Source organism: Collimonas sp. NPDC087041 (assembly GCF_044745265.1).
GTDB lineage: Bacteria > Pseudomonadota > Gammaproteobacteria > Burkholderiales > Burkholderiaceae_D > Collimonas.
Genome location: NZ_JBIUZX010000010.1, coordinates 122,835 through 144,438, shown reverse-complemented (window position 1 = coordinate 144,438; position 21,604 = coordinate 122,835). Strand labels below are relative to the sequence as shown.

Sequence of the window (21,604 nt, the reverse complement as noted above, 5' to 3'; positions counted from 1 at the left end):
CATTCCGCCGCAACTGCGAAGCCGAAGTCGCCCGGAAAAAATCTAGGCGTCAGTTTATCGGTCAAACCGGCCGCTCAGGTAAAATCACGGTATTCCTCTTAGTAGAATAGTGAAACTCAAGAATGCATATTCATATCCTTGGCATCTGCGGCACCTTTATGGGCGGTTTGGCGGTGTTGGCTAAACAGGCCGGACATAAAGTGACCGGCTGCGATGCCAATGTGTACCCGCCGATGAGCACCCAGCTCGAGGCGCAAGGCATCGAACTGATCCAGGGTTTCGGCCCGGAACAGATAAACCTGCAGCCGGACTTGTTCGTGATCGGCAATGTGGTCTCGCGCGGCAATCCCTTGATGGAAGAGATACTGAACCGCGGTTTGCCGTATGTCTCGGGGCCGCAATGGATCGGCGAGCATATCTTGCGCGACAAATGGGTCCTGGCGGTAGCCGGCACCCACGGCAAGACCACCACTTCAGCGATGCTGGCCTGGATCCTGGAAGACGCCGGTTACGATCCCGGTTTCCTGATCGGCGGCGTGCCGATGAATTTCGGCATTTCTGCCAGGTTATCGGGCAAAGCCGGTGCCGCAGCATCTTCGTTCTTCGTCATCGAAGCCGATGAATACGACACCGCCTTCTTCGACAAGCGCAGCAAGTTTGTCCACTATCACGCCAAGACCGCGATCCTGAATAACCTGGAATACGATCACGCCGACATTTTTCCTGATCTGGCAGCGATCGAAACCCAGTTCCATCATCTGGTCCGCACCGTCCCCGGTGTCGGCCGCCTGGTTGTGAATGCCCGCGAACCGGCGTTGCAACGCGTGCTGCAACGCGGTTGCTGGAGCGAAAAGGAAATGTTTGGCGGCGAGCAGCAAGGCTGGTCGCTCCACACCCTGGAGAACGGCGACTTTGAAGTGAGCTTCAATGGCGAGCTCCAGGGCGTGGTGCAATGGCAGTTGAGCGGTGAGCACAATCGCATGAACGCGGTGGCTGCGATTGCCGCCGCCCGCCATGTCGGCGTGCCGCCGGTGCAGGCGATTGCCGCACTGAGCAAGTTTGAAAACGTCAAACGCCGGATGGAATTGCGCGGCACGGTACGCGATATCGCGGTGTATGACGATTTCGCCCACCATCCGACCGCCATCGCCACTACCGTTGCCGGCTTGCGCAAGAAGGTCGGCAAGGCGCGCATCCTGGCGGTGCTGGAGCCGCGTTCGAACACGATGAAGCTGGGCGCCATGAAAGATGCGCTGCCGGGTAGTTTGGGCGAAGCCGACCTGGTGTTCGGCTATGGCGCCAAAGGCACAGGCAAGGAAGCGCTCGATTGGAACCTGGGCGAAGCGCTGCAGCCGCTCGGCGACAAAGCGAGTGCTTACGACGATCTCGAACAATTGGTGGCGGCGATTGCCAAGGCCGCCAAGCCGGGCGACCAGGTGCTGGTGATGAGCAACGGCGGTTTCGGCGGCGTCCATCAGAAAATCCTGACCGCCTTGTCTGGATTGCAATGATTCTTTATCTGCACGGCTTCCGTTCATCGCCGCAATCCTTCAAGGCGCGCCTGCTGGCCGAACGCATGCAACAGCTGGGCCGGGCGGGCGACTATCTGTGTCCGCAGTTGCCGGCTTCGCCGGCCGCTGCGATCAGCCTGGCGCAAGACTGCATCAAGGATTGCAAGCCGGCCGACCTGACCCTGATCGGTTCGTCGCTGGGCGGCTACTACGCCACCTGGTTGGGCGAACAGATTGGTTGCCGTGCGATCCTGCTGAATCCTGCCGTCAAGCCGCCGCGCGACCTGGAAAAGTATGTCGGCGTCAGCACGCAATATCACTCCGACGAGCCGTTTGAATTCAAGCGCGAGTACATCGCAGAATTACAGGCTTTGCAAATTGACCGCATCACGCGGCCCGAGCGCTATTTTCTGATTGCCGCTACCGGCGACGAAGTGCTCGATTGGCGCGAGATGGTCGGCCATTATCCGCAGGCCAGGCAAGTAGTGATCGAGGGCAGCGACCACGGCATCAGCGAATTCGCCGATTATGCCGATGCAGTGCTGGCTTTTTGCGGCATACCGCTGACTGCCGGCGCAGCCGGATCGGGTGCCTGATGCCGCGTTCACATACTTTTGCCAAATGGCATGAACACGCAAATGGCGTTCATCCATCGGACAATATGCGCGACTGGCTGACCGATCGGGCTTCGTTGACCTACAAGCTGATGGCGCATTGCCAGCAGTTTCGGGTACAGCGCCTGCGTCAGCAGCGCGCCATGTGCCTGGCCGATGAGTGGCAGGAGATCGCGTTGCCGCGCCGTCTGCAGGTACAGGAGCGGGATGTCCTGCTACGTTGCGACGGCCGGCCGATGGTGCTGGGGCATACCGTGGTGGCGCTCGGCGCGACGACCACAGAATGGCCGTTTTTCAGCACCTTGGGTGAGCGCTCACTTGGCACTACCTTGTTCGGTGATCCGCTGGTGGCGCGCGGTCAGCTGCAATTTGCCCGCTTGTATGGCAGCCATCCGCTGGTGCGGCGCATGTGTGCTGCGGTCGGGGTAGACCGTTTCGATTTTCCCTTGTGGGCCAGGCGTTCGGCCTTTCGCCGCAAAACCGGCGTGATGTTGGTGACGGAAGTGTTTTTCCCCGAAATCGACGAACTGCGACGGGCGCGGCCCGATCTGAAAATGGTGTTTTCCGCAGCAGCCGTTGTCGGCGATTCTTCCCGGCACAATCCACCGGTCCTCCAACCACTCTCATTTGGCGCTGTTAAGTAATCAGTAATCAGTAAGCAATTCTGCAAGCAGTTAGATAAACAAGTAAGCAAGCACACTGCGCTGACAGCGGTATCATCAGAAATCCACACGTAAAGCATGCAATGAATCTATTTTTCGAAGAGTCCGGCGACTTTAAAGCAGGTGTTGTACTGTCGCAGCAAGGCGAGGCCTATCAGGTCGAACTGCCAACGGGCAAACGCAGCAAGGTCAAATCCAAGGACGTGCTGCTGCAGTACAACACGCCGTCGCCGCAGGAATTGCTGGAAGAGGCGCAACGTATCGCGCAAGAGATTGAACTGGATTTCCTGTGGGAAGTCGCTGGCCAGGAAGAGTTCGGGTTTGCCGAACTGGGCGCCGAATATTTCGGCCATGCGCCGCTGCCGGTGGAAGCCGCCGGCTTGTTGCTCAGCCTGCACACGGCGCCGATCTATTTTTATAAAAAGGGCCGGGGGCGCTACAAGGCAGCGCCGGAAGCGTCGCTCAGGGCAGCCCAGGCTGGCATCGAGAAAAAGAAACAGCAGGGCTTGATCCAGGCGCAGTACGTGGAGCAGCTCAAGGCCGGCGAGTTGCCGGACGTGATGAAGCCGCTGGTGCTGCAATTGCTGTTCAAGCCGGACAAGAACAGCATCGAATACAAGGCACTGGATGCCGCCTGCATTGAGTTGCAGACTTCGCCGCAGCGCCTGATGTTGAAGGTTGGCGGGATTGCTTCGGCGAAGCAGTTGCACCTGTCGAAATTCCTGCTGGAGTTTTTCCCCAAGGGTGCCGGCTTCCCCAAGATCACCATTCCGTCAGTGGCGGAGTTGCCGCTGGCGGCAGTGCAGGCTTTCTCCATCGACGATGTGACCACCACCGAAATCGACGACGCGCTGTCGGTGCAGACGCTGGCCGATGGCAATATCCGGGTCGGTATTCACATTGCTGCGCCGGGCCTGGGCATCAAGCGTGGCGACGCGCTGGATGCGATTGCGCGCCAGCGCATGTCGACCGTGTATATGCCGGGCGACAAGATCACCATGCTGCCGGATGAACTGGTCGAGGCCTTCACGCTGGCGGAAGGCAAGAATTGCCCGGCGCTGTCGCTGTACGCCACCCTCAATCCGCAAGACTGGAGTGTGATCGGCACGGAAAGCCGCGCCGAACTGGTGCCGATTTCGGCCAACCTGCGCCACAACACGCTCGACGAACTGGTGACCGAGGAAAATCTGGCCAACGATGCCGGCGACTATCCGCACAAGGCCGATATCGCGGTGTTGTGGAAATGGATACAGGTGCTGGAGCAAGGCCGTATGGCCAAGCGCGAAAGTTTCGGCTTGCGGCCCGAGCAAAACAACCGGGTCGATTTCAATTTCTATGTGGAAGACGATGTCGTCACCATCGCTCGCCGCAAGCGCGGCGCACCGCTCGACAAGATCGTCGCCGAACTGATGATCTTTGCCAACAGCAGCTGGGGCAAGTTGATGTCGGATCATGGCGTACCTGGCATCTACCGGGCGCAGGGCGGCGGCAGCGGCGGCTGGGCTGCCAAGATGCAGGTGCGCATGGTCACGCATGCCGCGCCTCACCAAGGCCTGGGTGTGGATCAATATGCGTGGAGCACCTCGCCATTGCGCCGTTATACGGATCTGGTCAACCAATGGCAGATCCTGGCATGTATCGAAGGCGGCGTTGCGGCGCCGCTGGTGGCGCCGTTCAAGCCACGCGATGCCGATCTGTTTGCTATCGTCTCCGGCTTTGATGCGGCATATTCCGGCTACGGCGATTTCCAATCGACCATGGAGCGCTACTGGTGCTTGCGCTGGCTGGATCAGGAGCAGGCACGCCAGGTTGAGGCGGCGGTGCTGAAAGACGAGATACTGCGCTTGGCGGCGATCCCGTTGATCATCAAATTGCCAGGCATGCAACAACTGGCGCGCGGCACCCAAGTCAAGCTGGACATCTTGCGCTGGGATGAGGTCGACCTGACAGTCGAGGCGCGCTTGCTGGAAGTGTGTGCGGCGCCGAGCGCCGATGCGCAGCAACTGGATGAGGCGGAGGACGAGGAGATTGCCGAGGAACTGGATGCGGCAATGGACATGCCGCATGAGACCGCGGAAGTCGCCGCGCCGGATGAGCCGGGCGAAGCAGGAGCCTCTGCAGAAACCGGACCGGCAGTTGATGACGAGAGTATTGTCCAGGAAGCCAAGCCACAGGCTGATTGAATCCGCGACCAGCGACAAAGCGACTGTAAATTTCCCGTTGGAATGTCGCTTTGTCGTAGAATCCCTTTCTTCCTTATAGCGACTTGTGGCTCACGCGTGAAATCCATTTTTCAAAATCGAATCCTGGTTGGCGCCATCGTGGCGTCAGTCGTCGCGCACGCCGCGTTGCTGGCAGTGCGCTTTACCGGCGCCGACGCGTTCAAACTGAAACCGACCGATCCCACGCTGGAAGTGATCCTGGTCAACGCCAAGCACAGCACCAAGCCGGTCAAGCCGGAGGCGCTGGCGCAAGCCAACCTGGACGGCGGCGGCAATGCCGATGCCGGGCGCGCCAAGTCGCCGCTGCCGGATCTGCGCAAATCCGAGGACGGCGACAACGTAATGGCCACCAAGCGCCGCATCGAACAGCTGGAGCAGCAACAACAACAGATGTTGGCGCAGATGCGCAAGGAAACGCCGTTGAAATTGCCGGCCATGAGCGTGCAGGACAAGGCCAGCGACAATACGCCGCAGCCGAGCGGCAGCGACCTGGTTGAAAGCGCCAAGGCGATCGCCCGCAAGGAAGCCGAGATCGCCAAGAATATCGACGATTACAACAAGCGGCCGAAGAAGACGCAGATCACGCCGAGCACGCGCGCGGTCGGCTATGCGGCTTACTACAAGGCATTCCAGGATCGCGTCGAAAAACTGGGTACGCTGAATTTCCCGAAAAAGAACGGCCGCAACCTGTATGGGAAGCTGGTGGTGTATATCCCGATCTACCAGGATGGCTCGATCTATACCAAGGAAGGCGGCGCCCGCATCGAACGCGGCTCCGGCAATCCCGATCTCGATAGCGCAACCTTGAAGATCATCGAGCGCGCGGCGCCGTTTGGGCGCTTTCCCGAGAACATGCGCAGCAGCGGCAAGGACGACGTGTGGGAAGTGATCTCGACTTTTGAATTTACCCGCGAGGGCTTGCTCGAGGCGCAACTGATGGGAGGAAATAACCAATGACCGCCGCAACGTCATTCGCTGAGTATGTGGTGATCGGCAATCCGATTGCACACAGCAAATCTCCCGATATCCACACCCGATTTGCCGCCGACACCGCGCAAGACCTGCGCTACGGCCGCCTGCTGGCGCCGCTGGATGGCTTCGTCGCGACGGTGCAGGAATTCGTCGCGCAGGGAGGCAAGGGCGCCAATGTCACCGTGCCATTCAAACTGGAAGCCTATGCACTGGCGACTACCCTGACCATCAGGGCCAAGGCTGCCGGCGCGGTCAACACGTTGAAGTTCGATGGCGACGACATACTCGGCGACAATACCGATGGCGTCGGCCTGGTCAGCGATATCGCGCGTAATGCAGGCTTCGACCTGGCCGGTAAAAAAATCCTCCTGCTGGGCGCGGGCGGCGCTGCGCGCGGCGTCATTTTGCCGTTGCTGGAATCCCATCCGGCACAGCTGGTGATTGCCAACCGTACACCGGCCAAGGCACTCGAACTGGTGCAACAATTCCAGCCTTTCGCCGGACAGTGTGCGCTGAGCGCCTGCGGTTTTGCCGATGTGCAGCAACAGTTCGACCTGGTAATCAATGCGACTTCGGCCAGCCTGCAGGCTGACGTGCCGCCGATTGCGTCACAGGTGTTCGGCCCGGCGACGCTGGCCTACGACATGATGTACGGCGGACAGCCGACGGTGTTCATGCAGTTCGCTGCGGCGCACGGCGCGCAGGTGCGCGACGGCCTCGGCATGCTGGTGGAGCAGGCGGCAGAATCCTTCTTCGTTTGGCGTGGCGTGCGCCCGCAAACCGATGCAATATTTGCTGCGTTGCGCGCGCAATTGAAGTAATTGCAATCGGTAGGGTGGACAAGTTTTTTTTGCCCACGCGTCGCAGAAACGAACCGCATCGATGAAATTGAAATGACGCGTGTGCACAGGTGCCCACCCTACGGTAGATTAGATAGATTGCTTCAATACAAAGAATGATAATCGTGGGAAAAGCTGAAGAGTCGCCGCGATGCGGCGATGACATTTTCCCTAATCGACCAAATAATCAAGCAGGAAATGAGAATGAAATCAGTGGGCAAAATAATATTGCGTTTATGCATGCTGCTGATCGCCGCAATCTTGCTGTTGCAAGTTTATTTTTTCGTGCAGATCTGGTGGTGGGTGGATCACAATCCGAGCTCCACCAGTTTCATGCGGGCTCGCTTGTCCGAGTTGCGCGAGACTGTGCCGGATGCGCAGCTGCAATTCAAATGGGTGCCTTATGCGCGTATCTCAACCAACCTTAAACGCGCCATCATTGCCTCCGAAGACGCCAATTTCTCCGAGCATGACGGCGTCGATTGGGACGCTCTGCAGAAGGCTTACGAAAAAAATGAAAAGAAAGGCAAGGTGGTGCGCGGCGGTTCCACCATCACCCAGCAGTTGGCGAAAAATCTGTTCCTGTCGGGCGAGCGCAGTTATTTGCGCAAGGGCCAGGAACTGATCATCACCTACATGCTTGAGTTCTGGATGGATAAAGAGCGCATCTTCGAGATTTACTTGAACGTGGTGGAGTGGGGCAACGGGGTTTTTGGCGCCGAAGCGGCAGCCCAGCATTACTATAAAACCTCGGCCGCCAACCTCGGCGCCAGCCAGGCTGCGCGGCTCGCGGTGATGCTGCCGAAGCCGCGCTTCTACGACAAGAATCGCGGCTCGGCATATCTGCAGCAACGCACCGGTTTGATTTTGCGGCGTATGGGATCAGCGGAATTGCCTTAGAATGCGGGCTTGTCAGAAGTTGTTTAAATTGCAGTGAATGTGAGTTTCCCCGGCGCAAAAAACTGAAGAGCAACTTCTCTGAAAAATCTGTCTGCGAGATAAGCATGATCAATGTATTCGTATTGCAAAACGGCCGCCTGAACCAGGTCAACATCGAGAGTCACAGTGATCTTGAAAAAGTGCAGCCGGTATGGGTCGACCTGACCGAGCCGAACGATCAGGAACGAGCCTGGGTCAAGAGCATCTATGGCGTGACCTTGCCGGGGGAAGACGAGGTCAAGGACATCGAAGCGTCGGCCCGCTATTACGAGGCAGAAAACGGCGATCTGCATCTGCGCACCGACTTCCTGTTTGAAGAAGACGACGGTCCTTCGTCGACCGTTACCGTAGCCTTTATCCTGGCGCGCAATATCCTGTTTTCAGTGCATGGCGAGGATTTGCCGGTGTTCCGCCTGGTACGGATGCGGGCGCGTTCGCGGCCGGGGTCGATCGGCGATTACATGGACGTGCTGCTCGACCTGTATCAGACCGACGCCGAGTATTCGGCCGACGCGCTGGAAGGCGTGTACAAGACACTGGATGAGGTGAGCCAGCGCGTACTGCAAAAGAAGTTGACCGATCAGGCCGCCGCCGAAGCGTTGAATGCCATGGCGCACGAGGAAGATTTGAACGGCCGGATTCGCCGCAACATGATGGATACGCGGCGCGCTGTCAGTTTCCTGATGCGCGGCCGCCTGCTAAGCGTGGACCAGTTCGAAGATGCGCGGCAGATTCTGCGCGACATCGAATCGCTTGACGGTCACACCGCTTTTCTGTTCGATAAAATCAACTTCCTGATGGATGCCACGGTCGGTTTCATCAACATCAACCAGAACAAGATCATCAAGATTTTCTCGGTGGCCTCGGTGGCGTTCTTGCCGCCGACACTGATCGCCAGCATCTACGGCATGAACTTCCGCTTCATGCCAGAGTTTGAATGGCATCTGGGCTATCCGCTGGCATTGGTGCTGATGGTGTGCTCGGCGATCACGCCGTTCTGGTATTTCCGTCGACGTGGCTGGTTGAACTGAGGCGCTGGGACAGATCCTCGTAGGGCGGGCAGGTTTTTTTGCCCACGCGGAAATCCTCTTGCTGACGGATATACCGCGTGGGCACAAGTGCCCACCCTGCTTTACGCCAACTGCGCAAAGGCGCAGCGCGCCGCCGCCACGGTTGCTTCAATCACGGCGTCGTCATGCTGCGCCGAGACAAAGCCCGCTTCGAATGCCGATGGCGCCAGGTAGACGCCGGCGTCGAGCATCGCATGGAAGAATTTGTTGAACAAATCCTTGTTGGATTTCATCACGGCGGCGTAAGTGCCTGGCACCGCGTCCGCGAAATACAAACCAAACATGCCGCCGATTGCATCGCCGATGAACGTGACGCCAGCGTCTTTTGCTGCCTGGTTCAAGCCGACGACCAGCTTCTCGGTTTGCGCTCCCAATCTGTCGTAGAAACCCGGCTCCTGAATCAGTTTGAGCGTGCTCATGCCTGCCGCTACCGCCACCGGATTGCCGGACAGGGTACCGGCCTGGTACACCGAACCGAGCGGCGCCATATGCGCCATCAAGTCGGCGCGTCCGCCGAAGGCCGCTACCGGCAAGCCACCGCCGATGACCTTGCCCAGTGCGGTGATATCGGGAGCAATGCCATACAACGATTGCGCGCCGCCAAGCGCGACACGGAAGCCGCACATGACTTCATCGAAAATCAGCACGGCGCCGTACTGCGTGCACAGGCGGCGCATGGTATGCAGGAATTCCGGCGTCGCGCGCACCAGGTTCATGTTGCCGGCCACCGGCTCGACAATCACGCAAGCGATCTGATCGCCCATGTTCTTGAACGCATCTTCAAGCTGCTCGGTGTTGTTGTAGTCCAGCACCAGCGTGTGCTTGACGAAATCTTCCGGCACGCCGGCCGAAGTCGGATTGCCGAACGTGAGCAGGCCGCTGCCGGCCTTGACCAGCAGCGAATCGGCGTGGCCGTGATAGCAGCCTTCAAACTTGACGATCTTGTCGCGGCCGGTGGCGCCGCGCGCCAGGCGCAGCGCGCTCATGGTCGCTTCGGTGCCGCTGGATACCAGGCGCACTTGTTCGATCGATGGCACCAGCTTGCAGATTTCTTCGGCGATCTCGATTTCGCCTTGGGTCGGTGCGCCAAAGCTGAGGCCGCGCGCAGCCGCGTCCTGTACCGCCTTGATCACGGTCGGATGCGCGTGGCCGACAATTGCCGGGCCCCAGGAGCCGATGTAATCGATGTAGCGGCGATCGTCGGCATCCCAGAAATACGGGCCTTCGGCGCGCGTGATGAAACGTGGTGTGCCGCCGACCGAGCGGAATGCGCGTACCGGCGAGTTGACGCCGCCAGGGGTAGTCAGTTGAGCGCGGGCGAAGAGGGTATCGTTGTTGGATTTCATAAGATTCTAATTTCTTGTTTCATGTTCATTACAGGATTTATCAGGCGCTAGGCAAAGCTGGTGCAGAAGAGCCTCGACACATCAAGGCGAATTTTCCGCATCCGCATCATCCGCACGCAGTCCTTCTTCACGCGCCCAGAAATAGCGATCCGGAATCAGCTTACCCATCCCCAACCGTTGCGCGGCCGTGACCGCTGCCAGCGTGAATTCCTGCGCTTCAGAGACTGCCTCCGGTACGTCCAGTCCATTCGCCAGCATCGCCGCAATGGCTGCCGACAAGGTGCTGCCGGCGCCGATGAATGAGCCGGAAACGCGCGGCCACTGGTCTTCGCGCACCACGCCGGTGTCGTTGAACAAGGTGTTGCCGATTTCGGCGGCCGAGGTTGGCGTGCCGGTGACGAACAGGTACTCGCAGCCGAGTTCGATGATGCGCATTGCATCCACGCTCAGCATGTCTTCGGCCGACGGTTCGCGCCAGGTTTCCGCCAGGCGCGCCAGCTCCACCGCAGACAGCAGCATGACGGTGGTTTGCGGGATCAGCAATTCGCGTATGGCGGTAAGCAGGTCTTCGCTATCCTGGCCCTGATCCGGCATGGCCGATAGAAAAGGGTCTAGAATCAGCGGAATTTCCGGATAGTCGGAGACGATTTCCGCGATCACCGACACGCTCTCGATGCTGCCGACGGCGCCGACCTTGAAAGCGGCCACCGGCATGTCTTCCAGCAGTACGCGGGCCTGGTCGGCGACCCAGTCGGCGTCGATCTGCTGGGTGTCTTCGATACGGGCGGTGTCGCCGATCAGGATCGACGTGATGACCGACAGGCCGTGGCAGCCCATCGACGAAAAAGTGGCCAGGTCGGCCTGAATTCCGGCGGCGCCGACGGGGTCGGCAACGCCGAATGTCAATATGAGTGGAGAAGTTTGGTTTTGCACGGCGGGTAGATTAAGATATCTGACTTTGCATTTTACTTGATTGAAGGGTCACCGCTGTGAGCAATAACGAAACTACCAAGACAGAGTTCAAAACCTGGATGTGTCTGATTTGCGGCTGGGTCTATGACGAAGAAGCGGGGCTGCCGGAAGAGGGCATTGCGCCGGGCACACGCTGGGATGACGTGCCGATGAATTGGACATGCCCTGAATGCGGCGCCCGCAAGGAAGATTTTGAAATGGTTGCCATTTAATCCAGATACCAATTTATTTCTTATGGGAATGTTAACTTAACGTTCAAAGTTACAAAAAAAATTGAACTTTAAGCTCCCCCTGTAAGAAACATTGTTCTAAGGAATGTCTTTCTTTGTTACAGTGACGCCGTAGATTTATTTGGATTGAATGAGACGATTTCATGACAACATCACTTGGCGGCGTCAACCTGAAGGTAATGGTGATCGACGATAGCAGCACAATTCGGCGTTCCGCAGAGATTTTCCTGAGTCAGGCCGGCTATCAGGTTGTACTTGCAGAGGATGGTTTCGATGCCTTGGCAAAAGTTAACGATCATAAGCCGGCGCTGATTTTTTGCGACATCCTGATGCCTCGCCTTGACGGCTATCAAACCTGTGCGCTAATCAAGAAAAGCGCCAAATTCCATGCTACGCCGGTGATCATGCTGTCGTCCAAGGACGGCTTGTTCGACCGCGCACGTGGCGCCATGGTCGGTTCCGACGAATATCTTACCAAGCCGTTTACCAAGGACAGCCTGCTCAAGGCAGTGCGTCAGCACACCCAGGCAGCGGACGGCGCGATTGCGGTCAATGCCTGATGGCGTTGACTGATTTGAAATAATTTGACGTAACTGTAAAGTAATTAAAGGTTGAAAAATGGCCATACAAAAGATTCTGATTGTCGACGACTCCCCAACTGAGCGTTATTTCCTGACCGATATCCTGGCGAAGGCCGGCTACTCCGTGTCCACCTCCGAAAACGGTGAAGGCCTGCTCGACAAGATCAAGGCGGACAAGCCGCAGCTGATCCTGATGGATGTGGTCATGCCCGGCCAGAATGGCTTTCAGGTGACGCGTTCGATCACCCGCGATGACGACACCAAGGACATTCCTATCATCATCTGCAGCAGCAAGGGCCTGGAAACCGACCGCATCTGGGGTTTGCGCCAAGGTGCACGCGACTACCTGGTCAAGCCGATCGATCCCAAGGAATTGCTGGCAAAAATCGCCGCTCTTGGTTAATTGCGCGCTGGATTTGCGGCCTCCCAAGGCCGTGAACACCAGCCAGATTCACGTCACATGAGCGCCCAATCAATATGACCCAATCAACCTCGCACCTGACCGCCGAATTGTCGCCGTCGTCGCTGCTGCCCGTGAATAAGGCCGCGACCGATGCCGACTCGCGACGCACCCGCCTGCGCGAATTCCAGTCGCACTTGCTGGAGCGGATGCAAGCCGCCCGCAGTGGCGCTGAGGCGCAGGAAAGCCAGCTTGGCTTGTTGATCGGACAGAGCCGCTGGTTGTTGAATTTGCAAGAGGCCGGCGAAATCGTCGCGGTCGACAAGATTTCCCGCGTGCCGCTGACCCATGATTGGTTTCTGGGATTGAGCAACGTGCGGGGTAGCCTGATCAGCGTGATCGATTTTGCCCGGTACCAGGGACAAGGTTTGACGCAAATTGACAAGGAATGTCGGATTGTGGCGTTTGCCCCGACGTTTTCGTTCAGCAGCGGATTGCTGGTGTCGCGCGTGCTGGGTTTGCGGAACGTGGCCCAGATGACCTTGCAGCCTGCGGAATCCATAGACAGCACCGGTGCCAAGCGCTACGTCGATAGTGAGTCACAGGTCTGGACCGAGCTGAGTATGGCCCGGATCTTGCAAGACCCTCGTTTTTTACAAGTAGGTTTATGAGTCCCAGGTGCTGCCGCAATAGCGGCAGTATCCGGTGGCAGCGAATTTGCAATTAGGAGATTCTGTAATGGCATTCAAACTACCGTCTTTATCGAAGGCGGCCAAGGAAGAGCAGGGAGAAGCTGGTGATCGCTTCGCGCTGGAAGCATTGATGCACGATCCTGAACAGACTGTCATGGAGGAGCGCTTCATTCCAGAACCGCAGTCTGCGCCGACAATCGTGCCGGCAGCTGCTCCGGCGCCTGCCCCAGCCTCAGCCCCTACTCCTCGGGAAGCTGTCAGAGAATCCATCGCCAATGCCGCCAGTGCGGGTGTGGCTGCCGCTGCTAGCGCAACTGCGGCCGGCCCTGCAATCGCCAGCCCGGATGCGGTGCCGCTGCCGCTGATCGGCAAATTGCCGCAGCAAAAGCAGATTCGCCTGTTGCTGATCGCACTCGGCGCCGGTCTGTTGCTGACCATCCTGTTCTTGTGGTTGAGCTCCAAGAGTTCGACGATGAGTTCGACCCAGACCCAGATCGCCGGCGACGCGCTGATGCACTCGCAGCGTATCGGTAAGGCGACACCGAATGCGATTCAGGGTAATCCTGAGGCATTCAAACAGTTGGCGGACAGCCGCAAGGAATTCAACCAGGATCTGAACATCCTGATGAAGGGCGGCGACTACAAGGGCCACAACATCGGCACGCCTAGCGCGCAAATGGAATCCAAGCTGACCGAAGTCAGCAAGGTCTGGTCGAATACCGACAAGGCTGCGGACACTATCCTGAAGCTGCAAAAGGAATTGACCAGCTTCGGCGTGACCCTGCAAAAACTGAACGGTATTTCGCCGAATCTGCTGGATCTGTCGGAACAGATCTCGACACTGAAAACCCAGAGCGGCGCGACTCCGCGTGAAATCGCAGCGTCTTCGCAGCTGGTCATGTTGACCCAGCGTCTTGGCCGTAGCGCGAATGAATTCCTGACCTCTGAAGGTGTGAACCCGGAAACCGCGTTCTTGCTGGGTAAGGATACCAATACTTTCCGCGACATCGTCAGCGGCTTCCTGAACGGCAGCGATGTATTGCGCCTGTCGGCTAGCAAGAGCGATGAAGAGCGCAGCAAGCTGACCGAACTGGAAACCAGCTTTGCCGAATACCAGGAATCGGTTGCATCGATTCTGGGCAACATGCAGAACTTCGTCTCCGCCAAGCAATCGGAACAGCTGATTTTTACCGAGAACGAAACCCTGAAGCAACGCTTGGGCGCTCTGCAGGATACCTATCGCGATGCGCAGGATACGCAAAGCATCTGGTTCTGGTTGATGTTGCTGGCCGCGCTGGCTACCCTGCTGGCAGCAGCGGGCATTGCCTGGGTGCTGGTGCAAGACGGCCGTCGCCGTACCCACGAAGCTGACGTACGTCGTATGGAAGCGGAAGAACAGCGTCTGCAGGCGATCAAGCAAGAAGAAGACGCGAGTAACGCCAACGACCAGAACCAGGCCGCGATTTTGCGCTTGATGAATGAATTGCAGGAAGTGGCGGACGGTGACTTGACGGTGCAGGCGACGGTGTCGGAAGACATTACCGGCGCGATTGCCGACTCGGTTAACTATACGGTGGAAGAATTGCGCGGACTGGTCGGACGGGTTACCGCAACGGCGCAGCAGGTTACTGTGGCGTCGGATCAAGCGCAAAGCATTTCGATCGAACTGTTGGCGGCGTCGCAACGGCAGTCGCGCGACATTCAAGAAACCACGCAAGCGGTTCTCGACATGGCGACCCAGATTACCGACGTTTCCAAGTCAGCTAGTGAATCAGCTGAAGTGGCGCGGCAGTCGGTTAGTGCGGCGGAAGAAGGTTCCAAGGCGGTGGAAAACGCGATTTCAGGCATGAACGAAATCCGCGAACACATCCAGGAAACTTCCAAGCGCATCAAACGGCTGGGTGAATCGTCACAGGAAATTGGTGAAATTACCGAGCTGATTTCCGACATTACCGAACAGACCAACGTGCTGGCGCTGAATGCAGCGATCCAGGCGGCATCGGCAGGTGAAGCCGGCCGTGGATTCTCGGTGGTTGCGGAAGAAGTTCAGCGCCTGGCGGAACGTTCAGGCGCTGCTACCAAGCAGATTGGTGCGCTGGTGCGTACCATTCAGACCGACACCCACGATGCGGTGGTGGCGATGGAGCGTTCGACCCAGGGTGTGGTCGAAGGTGCCAAGCTGTCAGATGCCGCCGGTGCGGCGTTGTCGGATATCCGACGCGTTTCGAACCGGTTGGCGGAACTGATTCAAAGCATTTCCTCCACTACCGAGCAGCAGGCCAACTCGGCAAACGGCGTGGCTACCAACATTCAAAACATTCTTTCGGTGACGGAAAAGACGCGGGAAGGTACACGCCAGACGGCGCTGTCGATTCGCGAACTGTCCAAGCTGGCAGAAGATTTGAAGAGTTCGGTATCGCGTTTCCGCGTGACCAACTAATGTGTACCACCGTCCCGGCTGGCCTTCGTTTTCCGAAGCCCGGCTGGGACGGCATTGGCCGGAGCTTGCCGCAGTCGTTGCGGCATCTGTGATGCTGCGCTGCTGCAATGTTGTGCGGCGCTTTGGCCGATATGCATGTGGTCAATCCAGATTGGCCACTCCCTGAATCCATGAGGCAGTCATGACCACCGATTTTTCCAGTACCGCTGCGCATTTGCAAGATTCGACGCGGACGCACCTTGATACCGGACCATTGTCATGGGTGATGAGCGAAATTCGCGAGGCACTGAGCCAATCCGGCAATGCCTTGTCGAAAGCCGCTGACTCTGCAGCCGGCGACGATCAGTCGACCGCCATTCGTCATGCCAAGACCTATCTGCACCAGGCGCACGGCGCATTGCAGATGGTTGACATCGACGGCGTCACCATCATTACCGAAACCGTTGAAGATATTTTAGAGCGTGCCGAGTCGGGACAAGCCGAACTGACGGCTCAGCACGTGGAAATCGTCCGCAATGCGTATCAGGCGTTGATTGAATACCTGGACGAATTGCTGGCAGGCGGTGCTCATCAGCCGGTGCGGCTGTTCCCGTACTACCAGTCGCTGCTGGAAATCCGCGGCGCCGAGAGAATCCATCCGGCCGATCTGTTTTTCCCGGACCTGACCATTCGCCCTCATTTCCCGGAGGCCGAGCAGGTTCTGCCGGTTGAAGCCGCAGCCTATCTGCCGTTGCGCAAGCGGTTTGAGCGCGCCTTGCTGCCATTCCTGAAAAGCGCCGACAAAGCTGTAGAGCTGGAGAACGCCGGCGCCATGCAAGGCGTGGTTGGCGAAGTCGAACAGATGCAGCGCAACCAGCAATCCCGGTCGTTCTGGTGGGTGATGCATGGTTTTTCCGAAGCAGTTGCGGCGGCGCAGATTTCAAACGAACTGTATGTCAAGCAGCTGTTCGCTCGTATCAACCTGCAGTTGCGGCGCTTGAGCCAAGGTTCGTCGAGCATTTCCGAACGCCTGTTGCGCGATGCACTGTTTTTCATCGCCGGCGTTGAACAGAGTTCCAAGTTGGGTGCGCAGATTCGCGCCGCTTATCGCTTGAACGGCCTGGTGCCGTCCGATTACGGCACGCGCCACTACGGGCAGATCAGCCCGGAAGCGTTGAGCGCGGCCAAGGATCGCCTGACGCAGGCGAAGAACATGTGGGATCGCCTGGCCAGCGGCGATGCTGCTCCTGCTGCTGCATTTGAGCAGGAAATGCTGGGCTTGAGCGAAGCCGGCAGCCGCCTGAATGCGCCATCGCTGTCGAAACTGTTGCGCGAATTGAACGGCATTGCGCGCCACGCTGCGCATTCGCGGCCGGGCGATGCGATTTGCATGGAAATCGCCACCAGCCTGTTGTTCATTGAAAACACGCTGAATCACATCAGCCGTTTGCCGGAAAATTTCTCGGAACGTGCCGATGCGATGACTGCACGTCTGCTGTCGGTTGTGTCCGGTGAAACATTGGGCAAGCCGGCGCAATGGATCGATGATATCTATCGTGAAGCGCAGCAGCGCCAGACCGTCAAGATGCTGGCCTCGGAAATGCTGTCGAGCTTGCGCCAGGTCGAGAAGATGCTGGACGAGTTCTTCAACGATCCGGAGCGGCGCGATGTGCTGACACAGATCGGCCAAGTGCTGTATCAGATCCAGGGCGCGCTGGCGATCCAGGATCAGACCGATGCATTGCGGGTGGTCGAACATACGCGCAATACCTTGCAGCGCTTTGCCGCTGAAGGCAGCGATGTGGTGCCGGAGCAGAAGGAATTCGAACAGATTGCGCAAAACATTGGCGCACTGAGCTTCTTTATCGAAACCTTGCAGCACCAGTCGGATACGCAAAACAACCACTTCACTTTCGATGAAGAGGCCGGCGTGTTCCGCGTCAATCTGCTGGAGCGTCGCGCCGTAGTCGCGGCGCCGCAACCTGATCCGGTGGTGCACGCGGCTGAGGTGGATAATGTCGATGCCCACGCTGCTGTTGCTTCTGCTGCCGACAGTTTACCTGCGTTGCCGGAGTTGGCAACGGTGGAAGACGAGCTGCTGCAACATCAGAACAAGTCTGCTGAATTGGCGCTGTCGCTGACGGCACAACCGCACGACGCCGCGCTGCAGGAACAGTTGAAGGAATCGCTGGTGCAGATGCGCGTTGACGCCACATTGAGCGACAACCCGGAAGCCAACGAGCGCGCCCAGGCTGCGATCGATATCCTCGACCATCCTGATTTCTCGGCGTCGCAGCAATCGTTGGCGGAGATCGTCACCACCATCGTGCCGCTGCATGCGGTGGAAACAGTTGCGCCAGCGGCAGTTTCGGTAACCGACGAGGAGGCCGATGCCGAACTGCGTGAGATTTTTTTGTCAGAAGCGGACGAGGTCCTGACGAATGCCAGGCAAACCTTGCCGCAACTCCGCGATAGTTCGCATACGCAGGAACCCCTGACGGTATTGCGCCGCGCCTTTCATACCTTGAAGGGCAGCAGCCGCATGATCGGCTTGAATGCCTTCGGTGAAGCGGCATGGAGCATTGAGCAGGTGCTGAACGTGTGGCTGTCAGAATCGCGTCCTGTGACCGCTGATCTGCAGTCCCTGCTGGATCACGCCGTGACGCAGCTGGACGGCTGGGTCAAGGAAATCCTTGAGCACGGACAATCGCAGCAAACGCCGCAGGCATTGACTGAAATTGCCGAGCAGGTCCGTCATGGCGGTGCATTTTTCGAACCGTCAGCAGCGGCCCCAGTCGCACACGTCGCTGTCGATGGTCCAGCTGATGTGGTCGCCGATGCCGCACTCGAAGCGACGGAAACGCTGGAACTGAGCGATCTGCCGGAGCTTCCAGCTCAGGCAGAAGAAATTCAACTGACCGACGAAGATCTCGCCTTGTTCGGTGAAGGCCATGGTTTGCCATCCTTTGCCGAGGAAGAGAAAGTTCCGGTTGTGGCAGAATTCGAAGCCAAGCCCAGCGACGTACCTGATGTTGAAACATTCGTCGCCGACGTACCGGCAGAAGAGCCTGCAAGCGCAGAGGTAATCGCCTTTCCGGGCATGCAGGAAATCCGCCACGACGACAGCACCAAGCAAATCGGCGAGCTGCTGATCAGCCTGCCGCTGTACAACATCTATCTGGCCGAAACCGATCAGCTGGTACGGCATTTGGCGCAGGATTTTGCCGAATGGCGGCATGAGCCGGAACGTCCGGTCATGACGCAATCGGTGCATGCCGCGCACTCGCTGGCCGGCAGTTCCGCCACAGTGGGCTTCAAGCCGCTGCAGGAAGTTGCACACGCCCTGGAAATGGCATTGCAGAGGATGGCGTTACAACCGGGCGCTTTGCACGGACAGGATTACGACACACTGCAATTGAGCGTTGAACGCATCAAATGGATGTTGCAGCAATTCACGCAAGGCGACATGCCGTATTACGAGCCGGCACTAGTTAGCAGCCTGGATAGTTTGTGGCAGCGGCAAGAGCAGCGTGCGCCGGAAGCGGAGCATGTTGCAACGGCAGTCGAATCGTTTGATACGCCACAAGTAGCTGTCGAGCCCGAACCGGTTATCGAAAATATCGTCGAACATGGCTACTCCCCGGTGGAGTCGTTGCATGCGCAGGTGCAGCCGTTAGTGCCGACTGCACCGCTGGAAGCGGTGGCTCCCGAGACATTGCATTTGTTCGAGCCTGGCAAGGAAGACATCGATCCATCTCTGGTGGTCCGGGATGAGCTGGATGCCGACCTGTTGCCGGTGTTCCTGGAAGAGGGCAGCGATATGTTGCCGCAGATCGGCAGCGCGCTGCGGACCTGGCAGCAGAATCCTGCCGACAACGGCGCGTCGCAATCCATCCTGCGTCATCTGCATACGATCAAGGGTAGTGCCCGCATGGCCGGCGCGATGATTCTCGGCCAGCACATGCACGAGATGGAAAGCCATATCGAAGTCGTGCTGCATTCGGGTACGCCATCGCGTCACACTATTGACGAGTTGTTGGCGCACTACGACCGTGGCGTGCAGATGTTCGACAATCTGCGTAATCCGCAGGCAGCAGTGCCTGTTGCAGCGCCGGCTGTCGAGGCCGCAGCGACAGAGCCGGCTGTTGCGCATGCGCTGGTCAATGTACCGAGCGTGATGCCTTCACTGGCACCAGGCTTGACACCGGCAGCGGCAGTAGCAGCCACCGCCAGCGGACTGGTGTCGCAGGTGCGTGTCAATGCAGAGATTCTGGATCGTCTGGTCAACCAGGCCGGTGAAGTGTCGATCACTCGTTCGCGTTTGGAGTCGGGGATCGGGACTTTGCAATTGTCGCTGTCCGAATTGACGGAAAACGTCGATCGTCTGCGTAGCCAGTTGCGGGAAATTGAAATTCAGGCTGAAGCGCAGATCAGTTCACGCATGACGCAGGCCGGCGAGCGTGAATTCGATCCACTCGAGTTTGACCGTTTCACTCGCTTGCAGGAGTTGACGCGGATGATGGCGGAGAGCGTCAACGACGTCGCCTCGCTGCAAAAGAACTTGACCAATACGGTTGAAGGCGCCAACGCCGACTTGTTGACACAAGGGCGATTGACGCGTGAACTGCAGCAAGACCTGATGCATGTGCGCATGGTGCAGTTTGCCAGTATCGCAGAGCGCTTGTATCGGCTGACGCGCCAGGTGTCGAAGGAACTCGATAAGCGCGTCAATCTGGACATTCGCGGCAGCCACGTCGAAATCGACCGTAGCGTGCTGGAAAAGATGATCGGCCCGTTCGAGCATCTGCTGCGTAACGCCATCGTGCACGGCATCGAATCGCGTGAAGCGCGGCGCGCTGCCGGCAAGAACGAAACCGGTGAACTGAAGATCGAAATTCGACAAGACGGTAATGAAATTCTGATCAAGATGTCGGATGACGGCCAGGGTTTGAACCTGGGACGGATTCGCGACAAGGCCCGCACTATCGGCCTGCTGGAAAACGATCAGGAATTGTCTGACCTGGAAACTACCGACCTGATTTTCCGGCCCGGTTTTTCTACTGCGTCGGATGTCACCGAATTGGCTGGCCGCGGCGTCGGCATGGATGTGGTGCGTTCCGAAGCGGCTTCGCTGGGCGGCCGGGTTGAGGTTAGCAGCGATGCTGGCGCCGGCACCGAGTTCACCATCCACTTGCCGTTGACGTTGGCAGTGACGCAGGTGGTGATCCTGACCACCGGCGGCAATACCTATGCAGTGCCGTCGGCCCTGGTTGAACAAGTGCAGCAGTTGAAAGCGGTGGCGTTGGCTGCTGCCTACAACGATGGCATGTTGATGTGGCAGGGGCATCGCGTGCCGCTGCAATATCTGTCGGCCTTGCTGGGCGATGCGGATACGGTGCCGGTGGCGCAGCAGTATTCGCCGGTCATCATTTTGCGCACCGGTAATGAGCGGGTCGCGATCCACGTCGATGAAATCATCGGCAACCGAGAAGTCGTGGTCAAGAATATCGGACCGCAATTGTCGCGGATGATCGGGATTGCCGGCGCCACTGTGCTGGGTTCGGGCGATATCGTGCTGATCTTGAATCCGGTGCCGCTGGCTCAGCGTTTTGCGCACGAACAGCGCGCGCCGCGCTTGTCGCCCCTGGCTACGCATGATGCAATGGGCGCAGTGGCTGAAATGGCAGCTGGCGCCGACCTCAAGTTGCCACAGGCAGCCCAGGCCGTGCAAGGCTTGCGCAGCCAGAACGTGGTGATGGTGGTCGACGATTCACTGACCGTGCGTCGCGTCACCCAGCGTTTGCTGTCGCGTGAAGGCTACCAGGTGGTGCTGGCGAAAGACGGCGTCGATGCGCTGGAGCAGTTGCAGGCGATTACACCGGACGTCATGCTGGTCGATATTGAAATGCCGCGTATGGATGGTTTCGACCTTACCAGGAATATTCGCAACGATGACCGGACCCGCCATATTCCGATCATCATGATCACCTCGCGCACTGCGTCGAAGCATCGTAGCTATGCGATGGAGCTGGGTGTGAATGAATACCTGGGCAAGCCGTACCAGGAAGATGAACTGATGAGCACCATCAAGTCGTTCATCAAGACTGAAGCCAAAACCCTGCACTAACAGTTTGC

At 58.3% G+C, this 21,604-nt stretch carries 16 protein-coding genes; 14 read left to right on the top strand and 2 right to left on the bottom strand.

Annotated features, from left to right (window positions below; all coding sequences use genetic code 11):
- Positions 1 to 122 precede the first annotated feature (122 nt).
- From mpl to corA, 8 genes are all read left to right on the top strand, one after another.
- Positions 123 to 1,511: a UDP-N-acetylmuramate:L-alanyl-gamma-D-glutamyl-meso-diaminopimelate ligase gene (gene mpl / locus ACIPF8_RS18145; protein ID WP_400423655.1), complete on the top strand. Its 1,389-nt coding sequence runs from the start codon at positions 123 to 125 to the stop codon at positions 1,509 to 1,511.
- On the top strand, positions 1,508 to 2,107 hold the full coding sequence (locus ACIPF8_RS18140; protein WP_400423653.1) for a YqiA/YcfP family alpha/beta fold hydrolase: 600 nt from the start codon (positions 1,508 to 1,510) through the stop codon (positions 2,105 to 2,107). Before mpl ends, ACIPF8_RS18140 begins: the two co-directional genes overlap by 4 nt.
- Positions 2,107 to 2,769, top strand: coding sequence for a chorismate--pyruvate lyase family protein (locus tag ACIPF8_RS18135; RefSeq protein WP_400423651.1), 663 nt, complete (start codon positions 2,107 to 2,109; stop codon positions 2,767 to 2,769). Before ACIPF8_RS18140 ends, ACIPF8_RS18135 begins: the two co-directional genes overlap by 1 nt.
- A 101-nt stretch (positions 2,770 to 2,870) precedes the next feature.
- On the top strand, positions 2,871 to 4,970 hold the full coding sequence (locus tag ACIPF8_RS18130) for a ribonuclease catalytic domain-containing protein (protein ID WP_400423649.1): 2,100 nt from the start codon (positions 2,871 to 2,873) through the stop codon (positions 4,968 to 4,970).
- 96 nt (positions 4,971 to 5,066) lie between these two features.
- Positions 5,067 to 5,966 carry a TonB C-terminal domain-containing protein gene (locus ACIPF8_RS18125; protein ID WP_400423647.1) on the top strand — a complete coding sequence of 300 codons (900 nt, stop codon included), beginning with the start codon at positions 5,067 to 5,069 and terminating at the stop codon, positions 5,964 to 5,966.
- Positions 5,963 to 6,802, top strand: coding sequence for a shikimate dehydrogenase (gene aroE, locus ACIPF8_RS18120; RefSeq protein WP_400423645.1), 840 nt, complete (start codon positions 5,963 to 5,965; stop codon positions 6,800 to 6,802). Before ACIPF8_RS18125 ends, aroE begins: the two co-directional genes overlap by 4 nt.
- Positions 6,803 to 7,024: 222 nt before the next feature.
- Positions 7,025 to 7,720 (top strand): monofunctional biosynthetic peptidoglycan transglycosylase, encoded by a 696-nt coding sequence (mtgA, locus tag ACIPF8_RS18115; protein WP_400423643.1) that lies wholly within the window; start codon positions 7,025 to 7,027, stop codon positions 7,718 to 7,720.
- A gap of 104 nt (positions 7,721 to 7,824) precedes the next feature.
- Positions 7,825 to 8,790, top strand: coding sequence for a magnesium/cobalt transporter CorA (gene corA / locus ACIPF8_RS18110; protein WP_400423641.1), 966 nt, complete (start codon positions 7,825 to 7,827; stop codon positions 8,788 to 8,790).
- Between the two features lie 101 nt (positions 8,791 to 8,891).
- Here the strand turns inward: corA and hemL are convergent, their stop codons facing one another.
- Positions 8,892 to 10,175, bottom strand: a complete 1,284-nt coding sequence (gene hemL / locus ACIPF8_RS18105) for a glutamate-1-semialdehyde 2,1-aminomutase (RefSeq protein ID WP_400423640.1) — start codon at positions 10,173 to 10,175, stop codon at positions 8,892 to 8,894.
- An 81-nt stretch (positions 10,176 to 10,256) separates the two neighbouring features.
- A complete protein-coding gene (locus ACIPF8_RS18100) occupies positions 10,257 to 11,108 on the bottom strand; it encodes a hydroxymethylpyrimidine/phosphomethylpyrimidine kinase (protein WP_400423638.1) in 852 nt (283 codons plus the stop codon).
- 98 nt (positions 11,109 to 11,206) lie between these two features.
- Here ACIPF8_RS18100 and ACIPF8_RS18095 point away from each other — a divergent pair, with 98 nt between their 5' ends.
- From ACIPF8_RS18095 to ACIPF8_RS18070, 6 genes are all read left to right on the top strand, one after another.
- Complete coding sequence (locus ACIPF8_RS18095) at positions 11,207 to 11,359, top strand: rubredoxin (protein WP_061536974.1); 153 nt, start codon at positions 11,207 to 11,209, stop codon at positions 11,357 to 11,359.
- A gap of 161 nt (positions 11,360 to 11,520) precedes the next feature.
- On the top strand, positions 11,521 to 11,937 hold the full coding sequence (locus ACIPF8_RS18090) for a PleD family two-component system response regulator (RefSeq protein WP_061536975.1): 417 nt from the start codon (positions 11,521 to 11,523) through the stop codon (positions 11,935 to 11,937).
- A 58-nt stretch (positions 11,938 to 11,995) separates the two neighbouring features.
- Complete coding sequence (locus ACIPF8_RS18085; protein WP_061532314.1) at positions 11,996 to 12,361, top strand: PleD family two-component system response regulator; 366 nt, start codon at positions 11,996 to 11,998, stop codon at positions 12,359 to 12,361.
- Between the two features lie 74 nt (positions 12,362 to 12,435).
- The gene (locus ACIPF8_RS18080; RefSeq protein WP_400423636.1) at positions 12,436 to 13,029 is read left to right on the top strand and encodes a chemotaxis protein CheW; all 594 of its coding nucleotides are present in this window, start codon (positions 12,436 to 12,438) and stop codon (positions 13,027 to 13,029) included.
- A gap of 67 nt (positions 13,030 to 13,096) precedes the next feature.
- Positions 13,097 to 15,490, top strand: coding sequence for a methyl-accepting chemotaxis protein (locus ACIPF8_RS18075; protein WP_400423634.1), 2,394 nt, complete (start codon positions 13,097 to 13,099; stop codon positions 15,488 to 15,490).
- Between the two features lie 181 nt (positions 15,491 to 15,671).
- Positions 15,672 to 21,596 carry an Hpt domain-containing protein gene (locus tag ACIPF8_RS18070; RefSeq protein WP_400423633.1) on the top strand — a complete coding sequence of 1,975 codons (5,925 nt, stop codon included), beginning with the start codon at positions 15,672 to 15,674 and terminating at the stop codon, positions 21,594 to 21,596.
- Positions 21,597 to 21,604: the final 8 nt, after the last annotated feature.